Raw genomic sequence first — 23,032 nt, 5'->3', positions numbered from 1 at the left:
TTTCGGGGCGCAAATATATAACCCTTTTCCTTATTCACAACTACTTTTTTAATCTTTTTTTAATCTTTTTTACAATTTGCTTATAACTAACCTTTTATAAGCGAAAGTTTTTTAATGGTTAATTATTTAGGATAACTATCCATCTATAAACTATTATTCAAAGACACTTATAATACTATCTATTATTATATGAATACAGAATCAAGACATACATATATTATAAATTCAATATTAATTTATGAAATCTTCATTTTGTGTATTACTTATATAATATATCTTTGTAAGCTAATTTTATACTACTATAATTATAATGATAGATATTACTTTACCTGATGGTTCTGTTAGGTCTTTTGAAAAAGGTGTTACTCCTTTTGAAGTAGCTAAAGATATAAGTGAAGGATTTGCGCGAAATGTTATATCCGCAAAGTTTGATAACACTGTTGTTGAGATAACCACTCCATTACATCATAATGGTAACCTCACATTATATACCTTTAAAGATGACGCTGGTAAAAAAGCTTTTTGGCATTCATCTGCCCATGTGCTTGCTCAAGCCTTAGAGGAGTTGTATCCAGGTGTAAAGTTATGGGTTGGACCTGCTATTGAAAATGGCTTTTACTATGATGTTGATTTAGGTGAAGGTTCTATTTCTGAAAAAGATTTTAAAACCATTGAGAATAAAATGATAGAAATAGCGAGAGGAAAACACGATTTTAAAATGCGTAGTGTTTCTAAAGCTGATGCTCTATCTTATTATAAAGGTAAAAACGAATACAAAGTAGATTTAATTGAAAATCTAGAAGATGGTACAATCAGTTTTTGCGATCACTCAACTTTTACCGACCTATGTCGAGGAGGACACATTCCAAATACAGGCTTAATAAAAGCTGTAAAAATATTAAGTGTTGCTGGAGCTTATTATAAAGGTGATGAAAACGAAAAACAGTTAACCCGAGTTTATGGTATTTCTTTCCCTAAACAAAAAGAGCTTACAGAATATTTAGAATTACTAGAAGAGGCTAAAAAGAGAGATCATAGAAAACTTGGGAAGGAATTAGAACTATTTACTTTTTCCCAAAAAGTTGGTCAAGGTTTACCGCTTTGGTTACCTAAAGGTGCTGCTTTACGCGAACGTTTAGAAAACTTCCTTAAAGCCGCGCAGAAAAAAGCAGGTTATGAAATGGTGGTAACACCTCATATTGGGCAAAAGGAACTTTATGTCACTTCTGGTCACTATGCAAAATACGGTGAAGACAGTTTTCAACCTATTACTACTCCTGCTGAAGGCGAAGAGTTCTTATTAAAACCAATGAACTGCCCTCATCACTGTGAAATTTATAACAGCAAACCTTTTTCTTATAGAGAACTACCAAAACGTTTTGCTGAATTTGGTACAGTATATAGATATGAGCAAAGTGGTGAATTACATGGTTTAACCAGAGTAAGAGGATTTACTCAAGATGATGCGCATATTTTTTGTACACCAGATCAACTAGACACTGAATTTAAAGAAGTCATTGATTTAGTTCTTTATGTATTTGGTTCCCTAGGATTTGAAAACTTTACTGCACAAGTATCATTAAGAGATCCTGAAAACCCAGATAAATATATAGGAAGTGACGAAAACTGGGAAAAAGCAGAAAAAGCAATTTTAAATGCTGCCATAGATAAAGGATTAAATTATGTGGTTGAAACTGGTGAAGCTGCCTTTTATGGACCTAAACTAGATTTTATGGTTAAGGATGCTTTAGGAAGACAGTGGCAACTTGGTACAATTCAAGTGGACTACAACTTACCTGAACGCTTTGATCTTACTTATAAAGGTAGCGATAATGAAATGCACAGACCTGTAATGATTCACCGTGCACCTTTCGGAAGTATGGAGCGTTTTGTTGCTATATTACTAGAACATACAGGTGGAAATTTCCCGCTTTGGTTAATGCCAGAACAAGTAATTGTGCTTTCCGTAAGTGAGAAATATGAAAAATACGCCGAAAAAGTTTTAAATTTGCTAGAAAATGACGAAATTCGCGCCCTCGCAGACAATAGAAACGAAACTGTAGGTAAGAAAATTCGTGAAGCAGAAATGCAGAAGTTTCCATTTATGGTCATTGTAGGTGAGCAAGAAGAAAAAGACAATACTATAACTGTTAGAGCTCACGGTGGTGAAGACCTAGGAACAATTACAGTAGAAAGTTTTGTAAAAACAATAAAAGAAAGAATAAATAAAAGTTTAAAAACTTTTAAATAAATAAAGTTTAATTAAAATTTATAAGCCATAGCAATACGTAGAAACAGAAAGAATTACACAAGAAGAGCTGTTCCAGAGGATCAGCATAGAATTAATTCTAAGATTAGAGCCGAAGAAGTAAGACTCGTTGGAGACAATGTTGAAGTTGGAATTTACCCTCTAAAACAAGCCCTCAGCGTTGCTGACGAACAAGGTCTAGATCTTGTAGAGATTTCGCCAAATGCAAAACCTCCTGTTTGTAAAGTTATGGATTACAAAAAGTTTCTTTACGAACAGAAGAAGAGGGAAAAAGCCTTAAAAGCTAAAGCCTCTAAAGTAGTTGTAAAAGAAATTAGATTTGGTCCTCAAACAGATGACCATGACTACGAGTTCAAAAAGAAACATGCTGAAAAGTTCTTAAAAGATGGAGCTAAATTAAAAGCCTTTGTATTTTTCAAAGGACGCTCAATTGTTTTTAAAGAACAAGGTCAGATTCTTTTATTAAGACTAGCGCAAGACCTTGAAGAGTTTGGTAAAGTTGAACAAATGCCAAAACTAGAAGGTAAAAGAATGATTATGTTCATTGCGCCTAAGAAAAAATAATAACTGTTAATTCAGTAAAAGATAATAAGCGAAACGTAAATTAAATCTAGGAGAAAATGCCTAAAATGAAGACAAAATCAAGTGCTAAGAAACGTTTCAAACTAACTGGCACTGGTAAGATTAAAAGAAAGCACGCTTTTAAGAGTCATATATTGACGAAGAAATCTAAAAAGCGTAAGCTTGCGTTGACTCATGATACTTTAGTACATAAGTCTGACGAGGATAATGTTAAAACAATGTTACGCTTAAAGTAATAAAGTTTTAACCGGTTAAAATAATTTATAAACCCTGGAGTTAGGCAAAAAAATTTAGCAAGTACCAAATGATTGGTCGCCTACTACAAAAAACAATTAAAAGAAATGCCAAGATCAGTAAATTCAGTTGCAAAAAGAGCTAGAAGAAAAAAGGTTCTTAAGCAAGCAAAAGGTTACTTTGGAAGACGTAAAAACGTTTGGACAGTAGCAAAAAATGCGGTTGATAAAGCGATGCAATACTCGTACAGAGACCGTAGAAATAAAAAGAGATCATTCCGTTCATTGTGGATTATGCGTATTAACGCAGGTGCTAGACTACATGGAATGAGCTATTCAAAATTTATGGGAGGATTAAAAGCTAATAATATTGACTTGAACCGTAAAGTTCTTGCAGATTTAGCTATGAATCACCCAGAAGCTTTTGAAGCAATAGTAAACAAAGTAAAATAAGGCTTTTAGCCAAATTAATAACAACATTTCGCTTATAAAACCGATTCTATTTTGAATCGGTTTTTTTATTAATATTTACGAAACAACAAATCTATTTTTAGTTTTTAAATTCATAAAAAACAAACCTATGAAAAATGTAAAAATGGTTATCTCTGACATGGATGGTACATTACTTAATTCTAATCATCAAGTCAGCGATAGATTCTTCGAATTATACAAACAACTTAAACAAAAGGATATTTTGTTTGTAGCCGCTAGCGGTAGGCCTTATTACAGTATGGTCGACAAATTCGGAACTATAAAAAATGATATTACTATTGTTGCTGAAAATGGAGGTCTAGTTTTACAGAACGATCAACTTTTATTGTCTAATTCTTTAAGCGAAGAAAAACTAAAAATGTTGTTTGATCTTACAGGCACAATTAAAGATGCTTATCCTCTATTTTGTACTAAACACAAAGCTTACATCAAAAGAACGTCAGATGAATTGATAACACTGTTTTCTGAATTTTATACTAATTATACTATTATAGATTCTGTTGATGAAATTAAAGACGACGTCATTAAAATAGCTCTATATAATATAACCAATTCTGAAGCCAATATTTATCCGCATGTACAACATCTCAAAGATGAATTTAATGTGGTTGTTTCTGGAAATCATTGGGTTGATATTTCAGATAAAATAACAAATAAAGGTCATGCTATTGAATTTTTACAAAAACATTATAACGTAAAACCTTCAGAAACTATGGCTTTTGGTGATTATAATAATGATTATGAAATGCTTCAACTTGCATCATATAGCTATGCTATGGCAAATGCTCATGAAAACATTAAATCTATTGCCAATTATCAAACTAAAAGCAATGATGAGTTTGGTGTTGAGTATATATTAGAGCAATTGATATTGGAGAAAAAATAAACTTTTATGTTTAACTAAACCTTGACCTTACAATTGTTTTAAAAAAAACAGCATATTTTATGACCACCGGAATAGGGTTTTTGACTACATATCTTAATTGAGTATAGTTGTTCATACACTTCCAGTTAAACAATAATCTCTTATTTATTTTTATTTTCTTACCTAAACCTTTTAAATTAAAATATTCGAATTTTTCGTAATCAGGTGTATCAAATTTTTTATCTAAACTTGCTAGACAATATAAATACGGAAAATTTACTCCGGCTATCATTGAGCCTTCTAATGAGCCCCAAAATCTTGGATTGATTTCAATAACTTTGAATGTATTGCTCTTTTTATCAAATTTTAAATCTAAATGAGCAACACCATTCCAATTTAAGGATCTCATTAAGTTTTCTACAATATTGAACAGTTCTTCATTATATAAAAACTGAACCCCTAGCCAAGGTCTAAACGGATTATTATTTAGCATTGATGCTTTTTGCATAGTACAAGCTAGTATTTCACCTGATTTACATAATAAACTACATCCTACATCAAAACCATCAATGTATTCTTGTATTAACTGATTAGGATTAAATTTATCTTTAGACACATAAGCTTTTAGTTCTTCTACCTTTTTAAATAACATTACACCATCTCCTCCACCTGATATATATGTAGGTTTCATTATTACAGGATACTCGAATTGATTAAAATTATTTTTCTTAATATCTACAAACATATAACTCTTTGGATAAGGGATATCGGTTAATTCCATATGCTTAGATAATGTCCACTTACTTATAGCTATATCAAAATCTTTTATAGAAGGAATAAGACCTAACTTATTATGATCAAACTTATCCTTATACATCGATATTTTCTTTATTCCTGTTTCAAAAACAGGCATAAGTAAATCTATATCATATCGCTCTAGAATTTCATTTGTTTTAGATATAAACTCTAAATCATTACCAGAATCAGGGTAATAAAAGAACTTTTTTATACCTCTAGAGTATCTTATAGGTGGATACTTTTGGTTAGCCATTACATAAATTGTCACATTAGGATTATGTAACAAACAATTAACCACATATAGTGATAAATGGCTCTCACCATCAGGTATTAAAAGAGAAAACTCTTTAAGCATAGAATATATTATACAATATTAGTTTAAAGCGAAGATAATCTTTGTTAGTAATAAAGAGAATATCTTTAATTAGATATAGTTTAAAACAATATTTTCATCGACATAAAAACAAACAAGGAATAAAAATTAGATATAAGGTATGTGAAAAAGTAATGACTAAACATTAAATGAAATAAAGTCAAATAACTTCCGCTCTATCAAAAAATAATATTTAGGATTAAAATATGTTTCACTCAATAATAATCAAAAAAGAGAAGTCAAACGTTTTAACGTGCAAAAAAGCTTTTAAACTAGTATGTTATATTTCAGGCAATTAATAAGTTATTTTAGTTTGATTAATAATTGGTTAATAGCAAAGACACTAATTGAATAAGAATTTAAAACTATTCAAAAGAACCACAATTATTAAGCTAAACAACATGAAAAAAAATCTAATCAATTATTACAAATTATTATTTTGTTTCTTTCTGATTTTAGGCACTTACAGTTGTCAAACAGAAGAAATATCTGAAGCTGATAGCTCTTCTTTAGAAGCTAAAAAAGGTAAAAAGAATCCAAAACAAGGACTTACAATTTCTAATTGCGATGAAGTCTATGACAGTGTTAATCTTTACGCTGGGCAACACACACTAGTTGGTAATGTAACAGTTACTGGTAGTGATGGGAATTATGATGTCACTTATAACATCACTAATGTTGGTTATTGTTTAGTAGAAACTCACCTTTCAGTTGTAACAAACACTAATGATTTCCCTATGAACAATGGTGGAAATCCTGTCCCAGGACAGTTTGAATATAGCGACGAAAACCATAGTTGTATTTCTAGTTATACTTATTCTGTTAACTTAAGTGACTACCAAACTGGAGATGACATTTACGTAGCGGCTCATGCTGTTGTTAATTGTGTTAATGATGTTACTGAAGAAGCTTTTGAAATGTCTCTACCAGATCAAGTAGATGTTTGTGTTACTGCCAAAGGTGTAGCAGAAAGCTACTTTGATATTGAGATTAGCGGAGGTAACTCTTTATCTGGAGCACACGACGCTTGGTGCCTTGATCAAGATGCTACGTTAAACAACTTAGAATGTTTTACAGGAGATGTTTATTCTTCTTATGAAACTTTACCTGAAGGTAAATTTGAGCACCCTGAAAACTTTGGAGCTTTAAACTGGCTCGTTAATCAAGGGCTTATTGGAACTGAAGCTTCGCCTGAATTAGGTAATTACACCTTTGGTGATTTGCAAATTGCAGTATGGAATTTAGTAGATGATAGTGTATGTATTGAGTGTGCTTTTACCGGACCTTATAACAATGATAGAATTGACATGATGGTCGCAATGGCATTAAATCATAATGATTTTGTACCTAGCTGTGGTGAAAACATTGTTATTGTATTGGTACCGACAGATAACAAACAATCTATATTTATTGAAATGCCAGTTCCTTGTGGTGAATGTAGCGAGACTGCATGGGCTGCTGGATGTGATTTCCCTGGTAACAATTGGTCAACATTTTTTAAATATAACTAGAAGAAATTAGTTCACAAACATAAAAGCCAGCTTTTTATAGCTGGCTTTTTTATATCTAAAAATCAAACTAATTTCCAAAGGCTGTAATCACCAAATCTCTTCCTGATGCAAAATTTCTATGCTCACATAAATAAACACCTTGCCAAATCCCTAGATTTAATTTTCCATTTGTAATAGGTATTTGAACAGAAGCGCCCATTAATGAAGCCTTAATATGTGCTGGCATATCATCTGCTCCTTCATAAGTATGTTTATAATAAGATTGATTTTCTGGAACCATTTTATTGATATGACTTTCAAAATCCATTCTCACCGTTGGATCAGCATTTTCATTTATAGTTAAGCTTGTAGAGGTATGTTTTATGAAAACATGCAGCATTCCAATATTGATTTCTTTTATTTCTGGAATGGAGTTTAGAATCTCTGTAGTTATGAGATGATATCCTCTATTATGTGATTTAAGCTTTATTTCCTTCTGAAAATAATTCATAAAATGAGTATAGATTTACAGGTTGGTTATTTCAGAAATATTAACTGTCTCTTCTTTCCCTTTGAGAGAAATAGTTCCTTTTGATTCTGAATTAAATTTTCTTCTAAATTTTAATTGATTCAATAGAGATTGCGATACTAAAAGAGCTGCATTATATTTATTACATAAATCCTGAATTCTTGAAGCTGTATTTATAACATCTCCGTGAAAAGCCAATTCTTTTTTTACTGTACCTACTTCAGTAATGATTAATTTCCCGCCATGAAGTCCAGCTTTAAAAAAAGGGACTAAATCATAATGTTTTGTATAGTATTTTGACCTTTTTTCTATGATTTTCATAAATGCAAAATATATTGCTACACAATTATTATTTTTTGTCGCTTTGTGTATAGGCCAAGTAATTACGGCTTCATCACCAACATATTGATATATACTTCCGTCATACCTATTCACCACCCTATTTAAATCAAAAAAACAATCTTGCAATAATTGGCTATACTTATAGTGGCCTAACTTTTCGGCAATTGAAGTTGAAGATTTTAAATCTAAAAACATAAATACGCGTTCCTCTTCTGTTGGCTGGCGATATTTACCAATAAGCATATTGAATAGTATCCCTCTTCCAAATTTTTCATTAGCGATTTTTATAAATAAGAATATAAAAGAACATATAAAGAAATATGCTGCACAAAGCCAGAAAATAGTATTATCAATCCACCAACCACGCTCTATTGGTAAATCTATATCCATATCCAACTCTATGTAGCTCAATATAAAGGTTAGAGTAAATATGAGTACAAAAATGTACAGTACAACCTTAAGTAATACTGTTACACCGAGGAAAAAACTTTTTGAAAGAAATTTATTGAAGAAAAATTCAATCGTTGCATAGAATATACCCAAAATTACACCTGCCATAACACCATAATGGAGCCATTCTGTGATAGGAACTTCTAATCTCGGATTTACAATAACGTCTCCTTGGTCTTCACCATAAGCCAAAAATCTAATAAGAATAAATAGAATGCATGCTAAAATCCAAAAGATATTAGCAAACACTAACTGCTTAAAATATATCCTTATGTTATACAAGATTGTTCAATATATTAGGTCTTTTGCTTTTTTTTCTTTGCTGCCGGAAATAAAACATTGTTCAATATAAGTCGATAACCCGGAGAATTAGGGTGTAAATCCAACTCGGTTTTAGGGTCTCCTACTCTATGGGTATAATCTTCTGGATCATGGCCACCATAAAATGTAAAAAAACCTTTTCCTTTGATTCCATGAATATATTTAGCCTCACCATTAGTTTTGTTTTCACCCATTACCAAAACATTTGATTTGATTTCTTCTCTAGTAAAAGACGTCGTTTGTCCCATAAAACCTTTTACTAAAGCTGTATGATTTTGAGTAAGCATGGTTGGAATAGGATCCCATTTTGCCGAATACTGCATCAACGAAAAATAATCTGTTTTAAAAGGAATTTGTCGTTTTGATGTCATATCTATGGACGAAAACTCATAAACATTAGGACTCTGTTCTAATATATAATCTTTAAACGCGAATGTTTTGGAATAGTCTATTTTATTTTGATAACCAGGATCACTACCATCACCATCAAACATAGGTTCACAGATATCGACGCCTTCAGCTGACAACGCTATATCAAAACTATCTGTAGCAGAACACATAGCAAACATAAACCCACCACCAACAACATAATCTCGAATTTTTAAAGCAACAGCTAATTTTTCCTCAGAAACTTTATCGTAACCTAGCTTCTGAGCTAATTCTTCCGCATCTTTTTTCTCTTCTATATACCAAGCTGCAGACCTATAAGTTCTATAAAATTTTCCATATTGTCCTGTAAAATCTTCATGATGTAGGTGCAACCAATCGTAAAGTAACAATTCATCATTTAAAACTTCTTCGTCATAAATAGTTTCATAAGGAATTTCCGCATAGGTTAAAACCATGGTTACCGCATCATCCCAAGGTTTTTTTCCATAAGGAGTATACACGGCAATTTTTGGTGCTTTTTCTAAAACAACGGCTTCTTGATTAACAGAAGGACTACTGATATCATCTAAAATTTCTGCCGCTTTTGAATCCGAAAGAATCTCAAAAGAGACTCCTCTTATTTGACATTCACGTCTAATGATTTCTGCATCTGGTAATAAAAAAGAACCTCCTCTATAATTCAACAACCAGTTTACTTTGAGTTCACGCTCTAACGTCCAATATGTAACACCATAAGCCTTAAGGTGATTTTCTTGTGATTCGTTATCCATAGGAATTAGGATGTACGAAGCATAAGAATTTATAGCAAAAAGCGCTAGTAATATTGAGAATATAATTTTTTTCAAGTTCATAGATTTAGAACGAAATATACCAATTTTTAGTTTGTCTCAATAAAAGTTGTATATCTTTTAAGATACTTGAAAAAAATTTTCAATAAAATAATAAACCTGTGAGTGTAAAAACTAGAGTCTACTCTAAAGTTGTTTCACTTCCTGAAAGAAGGCTTGCTATAATTTTAGTTCCTTGAAACTGTTCTAAAATTATTTTAATAAACACTGTTATAGGAATGGCCATTATTAACCCTGGAATTCCCCATAAAAAGCCCCAAAACATCAACATTACAAGTACTGCTATAATATTTATTGAAAAGGATTTCCCCATAAATACAGGTTCTAAAATAGTACCAAAGACAACCTGAACTAAAGCTATGGCTATTATAAAAAAGAATAATGTACTTGTAGGATCCAACTCAACAAATGCAAAAATAGATAGTGAAATTACCGCTATAAATGAACCCACCATTTGTACAAAGTTGATTGCAAAGGCAAATAAACCCCAAAAAATAGGAAAGCTTACATCAAAGAAGACACACATTAATCCAGTAAAAATTCCCGTTAAGGCACTCACTAAAAATTTCACCTTAATAAACTTAATAAGGTCTTTTTCAATTTTCATAAATGCTTTAATAGATGTATGCTTCTGTTTAAGCAAGGTGTTGTTTAGAAGTTTATGCACATTAATAGATTCTGCCAACCACAGTACAACAAAGAAAACAGTCATGAGTACTGTTGTCAAAAATGTTCTTAAAAACCCAAAAGTTGTCCCTAAGTTTTCTTTCTGAAAAAATTGTGCAAGAACATTTTGATCTTCAACAATTTCTACCCCAAAATTATCAGATAAATACAGTTTTAATTGTGTCAATTTCTCTTCTGCTTTAGGAAAGAACTCATCTTTTGTTGCCAAAATTTCTTTACTCGAAAGCTGAATTAATTCTACCCCAATTTTTAATCCAACAGAAACCAATAAAAGAATGATAATTATACTTACAAACTTAGGCACCTTACGTCTTCCTAGCCATCGCATAATTGGCAAAAACAATAATGCAATAAACATTGAAAAAATCAATGGAATGAAAATAAAGGATAAGATTTTTAGTAAATAAAATATAAGTGGTATCGCTATAATGAGCAATAGAATATTAGTGGTTCGTCTTTGGTCTAACATGAGGCGATTTTCTTGTTAAATAGCTAGCCGTAAATGTAATTTAAATAATAGTTGAAGTCTCTTATATTATTGTTAAAACGGCACACCATCATCATCTGGTCCATCGAAAGCATCAGAGGCCGAAGGGAAACTATCTGGCTTAAATGAATCATCGTTAGCTGCTGCATTCATTTTGGAATGAAATTCACCAAAAGGCGTATCAAAATCATCCAAATTATCAAACTTACCAAGGTGACCGATAAACTTCAATCTAATATTTTCTAAACCACCATTTCTGTGTTTTGCAACAATAAACTCACCTTGTCCTTCAGTAGGAGAACGCTCTTCATCATCCCACTCATCAATCTTATAATATTCTGGTCTATAAATGAAAGATACAATATCCGCATCTTGCTCAATCGCACCAGATTCACGTAAATCCGACAATAAAGGTCTTTTACTTCCTCCACGAGTTTCAACAGCACGAGATAACTGAGACAATGCTATAACAGGAACATTCAACTCTTTAGCCAAAGCTTTGAGGTTACGAGAAATCATCGAGATTTCCTGCTCCCTGTTTCCGCCTTTTTGACTTCCTCCAGCTGTCATCAACTGTAAATAATCAATCATGATCATTTTTATACCATACTGAGAAGCTAAACGACGTGCTTTTGCTCTTAAATCGAAAATTGAAAGCGATGGCGTATCATCAATATATAATGGTGCTTTTTCTAAGGTTTTTACCTTTACATTAAGCTGCTCCCATTCGTGTTTTTCAAGTTTTCCCGTTCTAAGTTTTTCAGAAGATAGTCCTGTTTCACTAGAAATTAAACGCGTTATTAATTGAACTGATGACATCTCCAGAGAAAAGAAAGCTACCGGGTTATTAAAATCCACGGCTATATTTCTCGCCATTGTTAGCGTTAAAGCTGTTTTACCCATACCAGGACGAGCCGCTACAATAATTAAATCTGAAGGTTGCCAACCAGAAGTAAGTTTATCTAGCTTATCAAAACCTGTTGGAATTCCACTAAGTCCTTCCTTATTTGAAATTTCTTCAATCTTCTTTTTCGCTTGAATTACTAAACTCTGAGCTGTCTCCGTAGATTTTTTTACGTTACCTTGGGTTACTTCGTAAAGCTTAGCTTCCGCATTATCTAAAAGATCAAAAACGTCTTTGGTTTCATCGTAAGCCTCTTCAATAATTTCATTAGAAATTTTAATCAAACTACGCTGAATGAACTTCTGTAAAATAATACGTGCATGAAATTCGATATGTGCTGAAGAAGACACACGCTGTGTAAGAGAAATCAGATAAAAGTCTCCACCTACTAAATCTAGTTTTTCTTCTTTCTTTAATTGGCTAGAAACGGTTAATAAGTCTACTGGCTCACTGTTTTCAAACAATTTTAAAATAGCTTCAAAAATGTATTTGTGAGCATCCTTATAAAAAGCATCAGCACTCAAAATATCAATAACCTCGTCCACACCTTTCTTATCAATCATCATAGCTCCAAGCACAACCTCTTCTAAATCAATAGCTTGAGGAGGTATCTTACCCTTCTCTAAGCTTATGATTGAGCTTTTGTCGACTTTATAACTTTGTACTGGACTTGGTTGTTTCATAGTTTACGAAAGTAACTAAATAGTATTGATAAACTGTGTTTTGATGGTTTTGCAATCTCAACAGTTCATCAACAATTTAACTGTTAATAACTCTGATTTATTGTTAATAGCGACAAAAAAAACCGAAGTCAAAAACTTCAGTTTTTTAAGTTGCCTATGTTTAGTGGATTTAGTCTTTGTAGACACCCATTTCACTGTATTTTTCCATGCGTTGTTTCACTAACTCTTTTGGTGATAAGTTTTTAAGATCATCATAAGATTTTACAATCGCATCTTTAACAGCTAAAAATGTTTTTTCTCTATCAGTGTGAGCACCTCCAAGAGGTTCCTTTATTATTTGGTCTACAAGCTTCATGCGTTTCATGTCTTTCGCTGTAAGTTTTAAAGCTTCAGCTGCTTGTTCTTTATATTCCCAACTTCTCCATAAAATAGATGAACAAGATTCTGGGGAAATTACAGAATACCAAGTGTTTTCTAACATCATTACTCTATCACCTACTCCAATTCCTAATGCACCACCAGAGGCTCCTTCACCTATAATTATAGTAATGATTGGCACTTTAAGACGTGCCATTTCTAAAATATTTCTTGCAATAGCTTCACCTTGACCACGTTCTTCTGCCTCTAAACCTGGATAAGCACCTGGAGTATCAATTAATGTTACTACAGGAATTCCAAACTTTTCAGCCGATTTCATTAAACGCAAAGCTTTACGGTAACCTTCAGGGTTAGACATCCCGAAATTACGATACTGTCTTGTTTTGGTATTATAACCTTTTTGCTGACCAATAAACATATAAGACTGGTCACCAATTTTTCCTAGACCACCTATCATGGCTTTGTCATCTTTAACATTTCTGTCACCATGAAGCTCTAACCATGAGTCTCCACATAAAGCTTTGATATGATCTAAAGTATAAGGTCTATTTGGGTGACGAGACAACTGTACACGCTGCCAAGCCGTAAGGTTCTTATATATATCTTTTTTGGTATCTGCTAATTTTTTCTCAATTTGCTTACAGGTTTCTGTAACATCTACATCACTCTCTTTTCCTATAATTTCGCATTTATCGAGCTGCTCTTCTAATTCTTTTATTGGCAATTCAAACTCTAAATATTCCATACAATTTGAAGTTAGTTTTATCTTTAGTTAGTGTACAAACCTACATATTCTAATTTAATTACTAAGAACATTTATTATAAATGTAGGAGGAATTAATCGTAAGTGCAAAAATAGGTATTCTAATGCTAACTATAAAAATTTTAACTGGCAATAGTCCTTGTTTTACCTTTTCTTCTTTTTCGGTTTTTCAATATAGCATCTAGTAAAATGGTAGCTAATATCAATATAGCACCTATATAAAATTGTGGTGACATCTTTTCATTTTCAGGAAACAAGAACAAGGCCAACGTAATACCATAAACAGGTTCTAAATTATAACTTAAAATAACTGTGTAAGGACTTATATAGCGCATTATTTCTACAGCTCCAATAAAAGCATAAGCTGTACAAATTGAAGCTAGAATAAAAAGGTAAACCCAATCTGAAGTTGATAATGAGAAAAATTCTAAATTGAATTTTGTGCCTGTAAAAATTATAAAAACAGTTAAAAATAACACACCACTTATAAATTCGTAAAAAGAAATCAATGTTGAATCATAACGTTCTATAAATCTCCCATTTATTACAGCAAATAAAGTAGAAAATAAGGCAGAAATTAAACCTAAAATTATGCCTTTTATATGAGTCATTTCGCTCATTGTAATAAGATAAACACCTAATATTACAATAATTCCGAATAGAATTTCAAAAGCTAAAATTCTTCGTTTGAAAAACAAAGGCTCTATAAAAGACGCAAAAAAAGCTCCTGACGAAAACATAGCTAAAGCTATAGATACATTAGCTTGATTAATGGACTCGAAAAAAGTAATCCAATGTAATGCTATAATCACACCTGCTATCGAAAATTGTAATAGTGTTTTCTTCGAAATTCTCAGCTTTAATTTTCTGAATTTTATATAAAGAAACATTAAAACACCTGCAATAGACATTCTAAACCAAACCAATTCTAATGCTCCAATAGTAATTAATTCACCAAGAATAGCAGTAAAGCCAGCAATAAAAACCAGAAAATGTAAATGTAGATAATGCTTTAGTTTAGCGTTTGGCATTCTGCAAGAGGTATATAGCTAATATACCAAATATAACGTTTGGAAACCATACCGCAATCACTGCGGGAAAGTTGGATTGCTCTGCCATAACTCCAAATATTTTATCAAAGAAAACATATATCATGGCTATAGCAATTCCGAAAGCGAGATTTACTCCCATTCCTCCTCTTCTTTTTACAGAAGACACAGCTACAGCAATAATTGTTAATATATAAATTGAAACTGGTAAGCTCCACTTTTTTAGCTTAACAACTTCATATCTACCTATATTTTTGGATCCTTTTCTTTTTTCTGCCTCTATAAAACGAAGAAGTTCACCATAAGACTTTGTCTCTGCAGCATACTCCACAGGTGTTAAATCCTCAATTTCAAAAGGAAAATCCATTGTTTTACTATGCTCTGTTTCAACCGTCTCAGAGCCATCTTCATTTATAGTTCTTTTTAGGTAAGTTGAAAGTCTATATGTAGAATCTTCTTCAATATATCTTATGTTATCAGCAAAAATTTTATACTTAAGTTCATTACCTTCAAAATGTTCATAGGTAAACTTAGTCCCTACTTTATTTCTTGGTATAAAATTGCTTACATAGATAAAATCATTATCATTTATTTGCTGATATACATCTCGTGTCTCTTGAACTTGTTTATTCTTTTTAAGATATTTATACTTAAACTCGTTAAAGCCTTGACTTGCAATAGGTGCTAAATACATCCCTAAAACCAATGCAAAAGAGGCTACAAGTGTAGCACCAATTAAGTAAGGCCTTAAAAATCTTGAAAAAGACACTCCTGAACTTAAAAACGCTACTATTTCTGTGTTATTAGCCAGTTTTGAGGTAAACCAAATAACTGATAGGAATAAGAATAATGGAAATAACAGGTTAGCAAAATATACGGTGAAATCAACATAATACGCCGTAACCTCACCAAAAGGAGCTTTATTCTCTAATATTTTACCAACTTTTTCTGCTAAATCTACTGTTATACCAATAGGTATAAACAGTAATAACATCATAAGAAATGTAAACAAATAACGCTTTAATATGTACCAATCTAATATCTTCACTTAACTATAATCGCTTATCCATTTGTTTTACCATCTTGTCTTTCCATGATCTAAAATCTCCTGCAATAATATGTTTTCTTGCCTCTCTAACCAACCAAAGATAAAATCCTAAATTATGTATTGTTGCAATTTGTTTTCCTAATAATTCATTAACGGTAAATAAATGTCTTAAGTATGCTTTACTATACTCGGTATCTACAAATGTTATTCCCATCTCATCAATAGGTGAAAAATCTTCGGCCCATTTTAGATTCTTTATATTAATAGTGCCATGTGCTGTAAACAACATTCCGTTTCTCGCATTTCGTGTTGGCATTACACAATCAAACATATCAACACCCAAAGCTATATTTTCTAATATATTTATAGGTGTACCAACTCCCATTAAGTAACGCGGTTTATCTTCTGGTAAAATTTCACAAACCACATCTGTCATTGCATACATTTCTTCTGCCGGTTCTCCTACAGACAATCCGCCAATGGCATTACCTTGAGCTCCCGCATTAGCAATATACTCTGCCGACTGCTGTCTTAAATCTTTATAAGTACTCCCTTGAACAATCGGAAAAAATGTTTGTTCGTAATCGTATTTAAACGGTGTCTTCTTTAAATGTGCTATACAACGATCTAACCAACGATGTGTCATGTGCATCGAGCGCTTGGCATAATTATAATCGCATGGATATGGCGTACACTCATCAAAAGCCATAATGATATCTGCACCAATACTTCGCTGAATTTCCATAACATTCTCTGGTGTGAATGTATGGTAACTTCCATCAATGTGAGATTTAAACTTTACACCTTCTTCTTTAATTTTTCTGTTTGCAGAAAGCGAATAGACTTGATATCCACCTGAATCGGTAAGAATATTTCGGTCCCAATTCATAAACTTATGTAAACCTCCAGCCTGCTCTAAAATAGGTGTTTGTGGACGAAGGTATAAATGATAAGTATTTCCGAGAATAATATCTGGATTAATATCATTTTTAAGCTCTCTCTGATGAACACCTTTTACTGAGCCTACAGTACCTACAGGCATAAAAATTGGTGTTTCTATAGTGCCATGATCAGTTGTTATAAGTCCTGTTCTGGCTTTAGATTGTGTGTCGTTTGCTAGCTTTTGAAATTTCATTAAAATTCTGTCTGAGGGCAAATATAATTAACTCTTAAACATTGACATCTTAATAAAAATTAAAATTGTTAGCAAATCCTTTAAATCGTTAATAAATGACATGCTTCAACCTTTGAAACCCTTTTGTAAAAAACTATTTTTGTAGCTTTGATAATTAAGCAAAATAACATGCCAAACACTAAAGAATTAAACGATTTAGCAATTCAGGTTCGTAGAGATATTTTACGAATGGTACACAAGGTGAACTCTGGTCATCCAGGAGGATCTTTAGGTTGTACAGAGTTTTTTGTAGCCCTTTACAAAGAAATTTTAGAAACCAAAGATGGTTTTGATATGGATGGAATAGGTGAAGATTTATTTTTCCTATCAAATGGTCATATTTCACCTGTTTATTACAGCGTATTGGCTAGGTCTGGATATTTTCCAGTAGAGGAATTAGGAACATTTAGACATATAGATTCTAGATTACAAGGTCACCCAACCACTCATGAAGGTTTACCTGGAATAAGAATAGCTTCAGGGTCTTTAGGTCAGGGAATGTCTGTAGCTATTGGTGCTGCACAAGCCAAAAAACTAAACAATGATGATAAATTGGTTTATAGTCTTCATGGAGATGGCGAACTTCAAGAAGGACAAAACTGGGAGGCTATAATGTATGCATCTGCAAAAAAAGTAGATAACCTTATTTCTACAATCGATCTTAACGGTCAACAGATTGATGGTTCTACTGACGATGTACTACCAATGGGAAGCATTAGAGAAAAATTTGAAGCTTTTGGCTGGTCGGTTTTAGAAATTGAAGAAGGTAATAATCTAGAAGCTGTACTTGAAGGTATGGCTAAAGCTAAATCCTTAACAGGAAAAGGTAAGCCTGTTTGCGTACTTCTAAAAACAGTTATGGGTAACGGAGTAGATTTTATGATGTACACTCATGCTTGGCACGGTAAAGCTCCTAATGATGAACAATTAGAAACAGCTTTAGCTCAGAACCCTGAAACATTAGGCGATTATTAATTCCTTTACAAAAGACAATGAAAACTTACACATATACAGAAAAGAAAGATACACGCTCTGGTTTTGGAGCTGGTTTAGCAGAATTAGGAAGAACTAACCCAAATGTTGTGGCACTTTGTGCAGATTTGATAGGTTCTTTAAAAATGAATGAATTTATAAAGGAAAATCCCGAACGCTTTTTTCAGATAGGAATTGCAGAAGCAAATATGATGGGAATTGCTGCTGGTTTAACTATTGGTGGAAAAATTCCTTTTACTGGTACTTTTGCTAACTTTTCTACTGGGCGCGTTTACGATCAAATTCGTCAATCTATTGCTTATTCTGGCAAAAATGTAAAAATCTGTGCTTCACATGCTGGTTTAACATTAGGTGAAGATGGAGCAACACATCAAATCCTTGAAGATATAGGTTTGATGAAAATGTTACCTGGAATGACAGTTATAAACCCTTGCGATTATAATCAGACAAAAGCAGCTACTATAGCAATTGCAGAGCATAACGGTCCTGTATACTTAAGATTTGGTAGACCATCTGTTCCTATTTTCACACCAGAAGATCAAAAGTTCGAGATAGGAAAAGCTATTCAATTGACTGAAGGTACTGATGTAACTATAGTAGCAACAGGTCATTTGGTTTGGGAAGCTTTAGAAGCTTCAAAAGCTTTACATGAAGAAGGCATCTCCGCTGAAGTGATTAATATTCATACTATTAAACCTCTAGATGAAGAAGCTATTTTGAATTCAGTTTCTAAAACAGGTTGTATTGTTACTGCTGAAGAACACAATTATTTAGGTGGACTTGGTGAAAGTGTTGCTAGAGTTTTAGCTCTAAAACAACCAACACCTCAAGAATTCATTGCTACTAATGACACTTTTGGCGAATCTGGTACACCTGCTCAACTGATGGATAAGTATGGATTAAACAGTGATGCCATTCAGAAAGCTGTAAAAAAAGTTATAAAAAGAAAATAACTTTGTTTTGGCAACGTTTTTGATATTAAGTTCACAATCTTAAAAACGAACAATATGAAAAATTTGCAAAAAACACTCATTGCTAGTTTAGTAATGGTATTTATTGGATTATCTGTAAATGCTCAACGAGGTAGTGCATTTGGTATTAAAGGTGGTTTAAACTATGGTGCTAATGGAGACTATTTTGAATCTATTGGCGATAATGCTAAGCATCCTGACAGAAACTTAGGATATCATTTAGGTCTATTTGGAAAGATTGGAGATAAGTTTTATTTCCGACCTGAATTAGTTTACACAGCTACCAAAAGTGATTATGACAATGATGATTTTCAGATAAAAAAACTTGATGCACCACTTTTAGTTGGAATAAAAGTTTTAGGTCCCGTTAGTGTATTTGCCGGACCATCGTTACAATATATATTAGATACTGAATTTGATGGCATAAGTATAGACGATGTAGAAGATGATTTTTCTGTTGGTCTAAACTTTGGTATCGGTCTCAATTTCAACAAAATTGGATTAGATCTTAGGTACGAAAGAGGTTTTAATGACAATGAAGCTACTTTTATTAATGATAACATCGGTACAAGTTTGGGAAGCAGGATTGACACAAGGCCTGATCAACTTATTCTAAGCTTATCAATAGCTTTATAATAGATAATAAATTCAAATAAAAAAGCAGCTTATTAGTTAATAAGCTGCTTTTTTATATATGTGAATGACCAAAATTACTCTTCAGCCTCATTATAATTAATTGATACTCCTTCATCCAAATAGTCTAAAATACCATTATTATCAGTATCTAAAGCTGTTACTGTAACAACTGTTATCTCATCATCTTCAATACTTCTACTATATTCATATTCATTTTCTTCTAAAACAGGCTCTGGATCGTTACTATTGAAAACGTAAACCGTTTGGACTAATTCATCAAATGTAGCTACACCATCACCATCATCATCACTATCGACATAATTAGGAAGCCCATTATCATCAGTATCATTATCAGAAACATCATTATCATTATCTAAATCTTCGGCATAAGATGGTATACCATCTCCATCATGATCTCTTTGCTCAAACTGAAGTAACTCAAACTTAAATATCAGACTATCATAAGAAGTTCCTGTGGCGGCACCAGCAAAATACGCCAAACCAGAAGGCAAAAACATAACCCCTAATCCAAAATCCTGAAATTCAACACTTCCATTATTATAAGAGAAGCCTGTAGAGGTTTTAAACATTGGCATTACTAATCTCCACCCTTCAATAGAACCAAAAGTATTAAATCCATCACCTTGTAAAAGTAAATCCTCAGGTGATGAAACTGATTCAAAAACTTCACCATCATTGTTTATGGAAGCACCTTCATATCTTACTCTAACTTCATCAGTGAACTTTGGTGATTCACCACCTCCTTCATTTAATGTTAAAATATAATATTCATAATCTATCTCTAAATATGTGGTATAATGAGTCTCTACAGCGTTTAATAATAATGTATGCCCTTCAGGTACTTCCTCTCCATCTTCTAACTGAGTAATTACAATATCTGTATATTTATATTCACTGTTAACTTCAAAAAAACCAGAATTGTAATAATGTGAAGATAAATAATCGTTTATCTTAGCAATATCTTCAGCTTGTTGCTCAGTTCTATCTCTTAGAGTAACACTGCTAGAAGAGTCATCATCACTCTTACATGATACAAAAGTAATTACAATTGCAGATAGTAATAAGCTAATTTTTAATTGTTTTATTTTCATAGATTTTTTTGTTTCGTATATTAAATTACCACAATTTCAATATACTATTCATTATTGCCTTGTTCAGTGGTGCAAGATACAATAATATAATATTTTTGTACGATAAGATTAACGTAGTTTTTAATAAAAAAATATGAGAATAGATAAATATTTATGGTCTGTACGATATTACAAAACTAGAAGCTTAGCAACTCAGGCGTGTAAAAAAGGACAAGTAAAAATTAATGAAGCTGTTGCCAAACCCTCTCGTGAGGTTTACCCGACTGATGAAATCCAACTACGAAAAAATCAAATTACATATAGCTTAACAGTTAATGATCTCCCTCCAAATAGAGTTGGTGCTAAACTTGTAGATATTTACAGAACAGACACAACACCTAAAGAAGCCTTTGAAGCACAAGAGCTTTTAAAGTACAGTAAAGATTATTATCGTAAAAAAGGTACAGGCAGACCTACAAAAAAAGACCGAAGAGATATTGATAGTTTTTATGATGAAGAAGAATAAATTAGATAAGAGTTACTGGGAAAAACGCTATAAAGAAAATAACACTGGTTGGAATATAGGTTACACCTCCACTCCTATAAAAACCTATATTGATCAATTAGAAAACAAAACTTTAAAAATTCTGATTCCTGGAGCCGGCAATAGTTACGAAGCTGAATATTTATGGAGTTTAGGATTCAAAAATGTGTTTTTAATTGATATTGCCAAACAACCTTTAATTAATTTTAAAGCACGCGTGCCTGATTTTCCAGATGACCAATTATTAAATATTGATTTTTTTGATTTAGATAATGAATTTGATCTAATCCTAGAACAAACCTTTTTTTGTGCCTTAGATCCTAGTCTAAGAGAAAACTATGCAAAGAAAATGTCTGAGCTACTTAAGCCTAAGGCGAAACTCGTTGGACTGCTATTTAACTTTGAACTCACAGAAAAAGGCCCTCCTTTTGGCGGAAGTACATCTGAATATATATCGTTATTTGAGCCTAAGTTTGATATAAAGAGATTGGAAACATCAATTAATTCTATAAAACAAAGACAAGGTAAAGAACTGTTTTTTATCTTTGAAAAAAAGACAATATGGCCTTAACCAAGAACACTATTTTAAGTCATAAAGAGATTGAGCACAAAATAAAACGTATAGCTTATCAAATTTATGAAAGCAATGTAAACGAGACAGAACTCATAATTGCTGGCATTGATAAAAATGGCTATATCTTGGCTAAGAAAATAAAAGCGAGTTTAGATAAAATCTCTGAGATAAATTCAATTTTATGTCGTGTTACGGTTGACAAAGAGCAACCTACAAATGCTGTAAAGACTTCATTGAAAAAAGATGAATACACCAACAAATCTATCGTATTAATAGATGATGTACTAAACTCTGGAAGCACCTTAATTTATGGAATAAAACACTTTCTAGATGTTCCTTTAAAACAGTTCAACACAGCTGTATTAGTCAATAGAAATCATAAAAAGTACCCTGTAAAAGCTGATTTCAAAGGTATTTCACTTTCTACTTCGCTTTTTGAACACGTTCACGTTAATTTATCTAAGCAGCCCTACGAAGCTTATCTAGATTAATTGTAACAAAATTGCTTCGGTAATTTCCTTTTCAGATTTATTGTCACAAGCAATAGTGAACTCAGCTTTATTATAAAACTGAACACGTTCAAAAATATGCTTGCCTATAAACTCCGTGAGATCCTCTTTGTTTTCTATATGACTTATCAAAGGCCTTGTACCTCTTTCTTTAAATAAGCGTTCTACAAGGTTAGGAATAGATAATTTAAGATATAACGATTTAACCTTTTCTTCTTGTAACAGTAGCTCTAAATTAGTTCCATAACATGGTGTACCTCCTCCTAAAGCTAAAATTATATTATCAGAACTGGTTATAACCTCTTTTAAATAAGAAGCTTCTATCTTTCTGAAGTAGATTTCCCCTCTTTTTTTAAAAATTCCGTTGATATTAGTTTTCTCTTTTTCGACTATATAATCATCTAAATCGACAAAACGATAATTTAAAACTTCTGCTAATTGCCTTCCAATGGTCGATTTTCCCGAGCCCATATAGCCCATTAAAACTATTATCATTTCGCTTATCTTTTGATTTTTAAAACCATACGTTTACTGACAACAAAAAAACAAAAAATTATAT

24 protein-coding genes are annotated in these 23,032 nt (G+C 32.2%); 12 read left to right on the top strand and 12 right to left on the bottom strand.

Annotated features, from left to right (window positions below; all coding sequences use genetic code 11):
- The first annotated feature begins 310 nt into the window (after nucleotides 1–310).
- From thrS to QGM60_RS16835, 5 genes are all read left to right on the top strand, one after another.
- Nucleotides 311–2,251, top strand: a complete 1,941-nt coding sequence (gene thrS, locus QGM60_RS16855; RefSeq protein WP_281141421.1) for a threonine--tRNA ligase — start codon at nucleotides 311–313, stop codon at nucleotides 2,249–2,251.
- A gap of 33 nt (nucleotides 2,252–2,284) precedes the next feature.
- Nucleotides 2,285–2,833, top strand: coding sequence for a translation initiation factor IF-3 (gene infC, locus QGM60_RS16850; RefSeq protein ID WP_281141427.1), 549 nt, complete (start codon nucleotides 2,285–2,287; stop codon nucleotides 2,831–2,833).
- Between the two features lie 56 nt (nucleotides 2,834–2,889).
- Nucleotides 2,890–3,087: a 50S ribosomal protein L35 gene (gene rpmI / locus QGM60_RS16845; protein ID WP_102754533.1), complete on the top strand. Its 198-nt coding sequence runs from the start codon at nucleotides 2,890–2,892 to the stop codon at nucleotides 3,085–3,087.
- A 105-nt stretch (nucleotides 3,088–3,192) separates the two neighbouring features.
- Nucleotides 3,193–3,537: a 50S ribosomal protein L20 gene (gene rplT, locus QGM60_RS16840; protein ID WP_281141420.1), complete on the top strand. Its 345-nt coding sequence runs from the start codon at nucleotides 3,193–3,195 to the stop codon at nucleotides 3,535–3,537.
- 127 nt (nucleotides 3,538–3,664) lie between these two features.
- A complete protein-coding gene (locus tag QGM60_RS16835) occupies nucleotides 3,665–4,462 on the top strand; it encodes an HAD family hydrolase (protein ID WP_281141419.1) in 798 nt (265 codons plus the stop codon).
- Between the two features lie 10 nt (nucleotides 4,463–4,472).
- Here the strand turns inward: QGM60_RS16835 and QGM60_RS16830 are convergent, their stop codons facing one another.
- Nucleotides 4,473–5,594, bottom strand: coding sequence for an ATP-grasp domain-containing protein (locus QGM60_RS16830; RefSeq protein WP_281141418.1), 1,122 nt, complete (start codon nucleotides 5,592–5,594; stop codon nucleotides 4,473–4,475).
- A gap of 419 nt (nucleotides 5,595–6,013) precedes the next feature.
- Here QGM60_RS16830 and QGM60_RS16825 point away from each other — a divergent pair, with 419 nt between their 5' ends.
- On the top strand, nucleotides 6,014–7,123 hold the full coding sequence (locus QGM60_RS16825) for a hypothetical protein (protein WP_281141417.1): 1,110 nt from the start codon (nucleotides 6,014–6,016) through the stop codon (nucleotides 7,121–7,123).
- Nucleotides 7,124–7,190: 67 nt separating this feature from the next.
- Here QGM60_RS16825 and QGM60_RS16820 read toward each other — a convergent pair whose 3' ends face one another.
- From QGM60_RS16820 to tgt, 9 genes are all read right to left on the bottom strand, one after another.
- A complete protein-coding gene (locus QGM60_RS16820; protein WP_281141416.1) occupies nucleotides 7,191–7,613 on the bottom strand; it encodes a secondary thiamine-phosphate synthase enzyme YjbQ in 423 nt (140 codons plus the stop codon).
- Between the two features lie 15 nt (nucleotides 7,614–7,628).
- Nucleotides 7,629–8,672 (bottom strand): adenylate/guanylate cyclase domain-containing protein, encoded by a 1,044-nt coding sequence (locus QGM60_RS16815; protein WP_281141415.1) that lies wholly within the window; start codon nucleotides 8,670–8,672, stop codon nucleotides 7,629–7,631.
- 47 nt (nucleotides 8,673–8,719) lie between these two features.
- Nucleotides 8,720–9,904, bottom strand: coding sequence for an asparagine synthetase B (locus QGM60_RS16810; RefSeq protein WP_281141426.1), 1,185 nt, complete (start codon nucleotides 9,902–9,904; stop codon nucleotides 8,720–8,722).
- A gap of 199 nt (nucleotides 9,905–10,103) precedes the next feature.
- On the bottom strand, nucleotides 10,104–11,138 hold the full coding sequence (locus tag QGM60_RS16805) for an AI-2E family transporter (RefSeq protein WP_281141414.1): 1,035 nt from the start codon (nucleotides 11,136–11,138) through the stop codon (nucleotides 10,104–10,106).
- A 72-nt stretch (nucleotides 11,139–11,210) separates the two neighbouring features.
- The gene (dnaB, locus tag QGM60_RS16800; protein WP_281141413.1) at nucleotides 11,211–12,743 is read right to left on the bottom strand and encodes a replicative DNA helicase; all 1,533 of its coding nucleotides are present in this window, start codon (nucleotides 12,741–12,743) and stop codon (nucleotides 11,211–11,213) included.
- 169 nt (nucleotides 12,744–12,912) lie between these two features.
- Nucleotides 12,913–13,866 (bottom strand): acetyl-CoA carboxylase carboxyltransferase subunit alpha, encoded by a 954-nt coding sequence (locus QGM60_RS16795; RefSeq protein ID WP_281141412.1) that lies wholly within the window; start codon nucleotides 13,864–13,866, stop codon nucleotides 12,913–12,915.
- 140 nt (nucleotides 13,867–14,006) lie between these two features.
- Nucleotides 14,007–14,915 carry a DMT family transporter gene (locus QGM60_RS16790; RefSeq protein WP_281141411.1) on the bottom strand — a complete coding sequence of 303 codons (909 nt, stop codon included), beginning with the start codon at nucleotides 14,913–14,915 and terminating at the stop codon, nucleotides 14,007–14,009.
- Entirely contained in the window at nucleotides 14,902–15,981 is a 1,080-nt protein-coding gene (locus tag QGM60_RS16785) for an LptF/LptG family permease (protein ID WP_281141410.1), read from the bottom strand. The genes QGM60_RS16790 and QGM60_RS16785 overlap by 14 nt, the downstream gene beginning before the upstream one ends.
- Nucleotides 15,982–15,985: 4 nt before the next feature.
- Entirely contained in the window at nucleotides 15,986–17,116 is a 1,131-nt protein-coding gene (gene tgt / locus QGM60_RS16780) for a tRNA guanosine(34) transglycosylase Tgt (protein WP_281141409.1), read from the bottom strand.
- A gap of 168 nt (nucleotides 17,117–17,284) precedes the next feature.
- Here tgt and QGM60_RS16775 point away from each other — a divergent pair, with 168 nt between their 5' ends.
- Genes QGM60_RS16775 through QGM60_RS16765 form a run of 3 tightly spaced genes read left to right on the top strand, consistent with a single transcriptional unit; the run spans nucleotide 17,285 to nucleotide 19,755 of the window.
- Nucleotides 17,285–18,130, top strand: coding sequence for a transketolase (locus tag QGM60_RS16775; RefSeq protein WP_281141408.1), 846 nt, complete (start codon nucleotides 17,285–17,287; stop codon nucleotides 18,128–18,130).
- Nucleotides 18,131–18,147: 17 nt separating this feature from the next.
- Entirely contained in the window at nucleotides 18,148–19,101 is a 954-nt protein-coding gene (locus tag QGM60_RS16770) for a transketolase family protein (protein ID WP_281141407.1), read from the top strand.
- Nucleotides 19,102–19,155: 54 nt separating this feature from the next.
- The gene (locus QGM60_RS16765; protein ID WP_281141406.1) at nucleotides 19,156–19,755 is read left to right on the top strand and encodes a porin family protein; all 600 of its coding nucleotides are present in this window, start codon (nucleotides 19,156–19,158) and stop codon (nucleotides 19,753–19,755) included.
- A 74-nt stretch (nucleotides 19,756–19,829) separates the two neighbouring features.
- Here the strand turns inward: QGM60_RS16765 and QGM60_RS16760 are convergent, their stop codons facing one another.
- Entirely contained in the window at nucleotides 19,830–20,867 is a 1,038-nt protein-coding gene (locus QGM60_RS16760; RefSeq protein WP_281141405.1) for a hypothetical protein, read from the bottom strand.
- A gap of 133 nt (nucleotides 20,868–21,000) precedes the next feature.
- On the opposite strand from QGM60_RS16760, the gene QGM60_RS16755 reads away from it, so the two are divergent.
- From QGM60_RS16755 to QGM60_RS16745, 3 genes are read left to right on the top strand one after another with little or no spacing between them, the layout of a single operon-like run.
- Nucleotides 21,001–21,372 carry an RNA-binding S4 domain-containing protein gene (locus tag QGM60_RS16755; protein ID WP_281141404.1) on the top strand — a complete coding sequence of 124 codons (372 nt, stop codon included), beginning with the start codon at nucleotides 21,001–21,003 and terminating at the stop codon, nucleotides 21,370–21,372.
- Entirely contained in the window at nucleotides 21,359–21,961 is a 603-nt protein-coding gene (locus QGM60_RS16750; protein WP_281141403.1) for a methyltransferase domain-containing protein, read from the top strand. The genes QGM60_RS16755 and QGM60_RS16750 overlap by 14 nt, the downstream gene beginning before the upstream one ends.
- Complete coding sequence (locus QGM60_RS16745) at nucleotides 21,952–22,455, top strand: phosphoribosyltransferase family protein (RefSeq protein ID WP_281141402.1); 504 nt, start codon at nucleotides 21,952–21,954, stop codon at nucleotides 22,453–22,455. Before QGM60_RS16750 ends, QGM60_RS16745 begins: the two co-directional genes overlap by 10 nt.
- Here the strand turns inward: QGM60_RS16745 and QGM60_RS16740 are convergent.
- Nucleotides 22,447–22,968: a shikimate kinase gene (locus QGM60_RS16740; protein WP_281141401.1), complete on the bottom strand. Its 522-nt coding sequence runs from the start codon at nucleotides 22,966–22,968 to the stop codon at nucleotides 22,447–22,449. The genes QGM60_RS16745 and QGM60_RS16740 overlap by 9 nt on opposite strands.
- Between the last annotated feature and the right edge of the window lie 64 nt (nucleotides 22,969–23,032).

This window comes from Winogradskyella sp. SYSU M77433, from assembly GCF_029911945.1.
Taxonomy (GTDB): domain Bacteria; phylum Bacteroidota; class Bacteroidia; order Flavobacteriales; family Flavobacteriaceae; genus Winogradskyella.
Note: the sequence above shows the minus strand (reverse complement) of the source record. Positions and strands in the feature narration are given on the sequence as shown.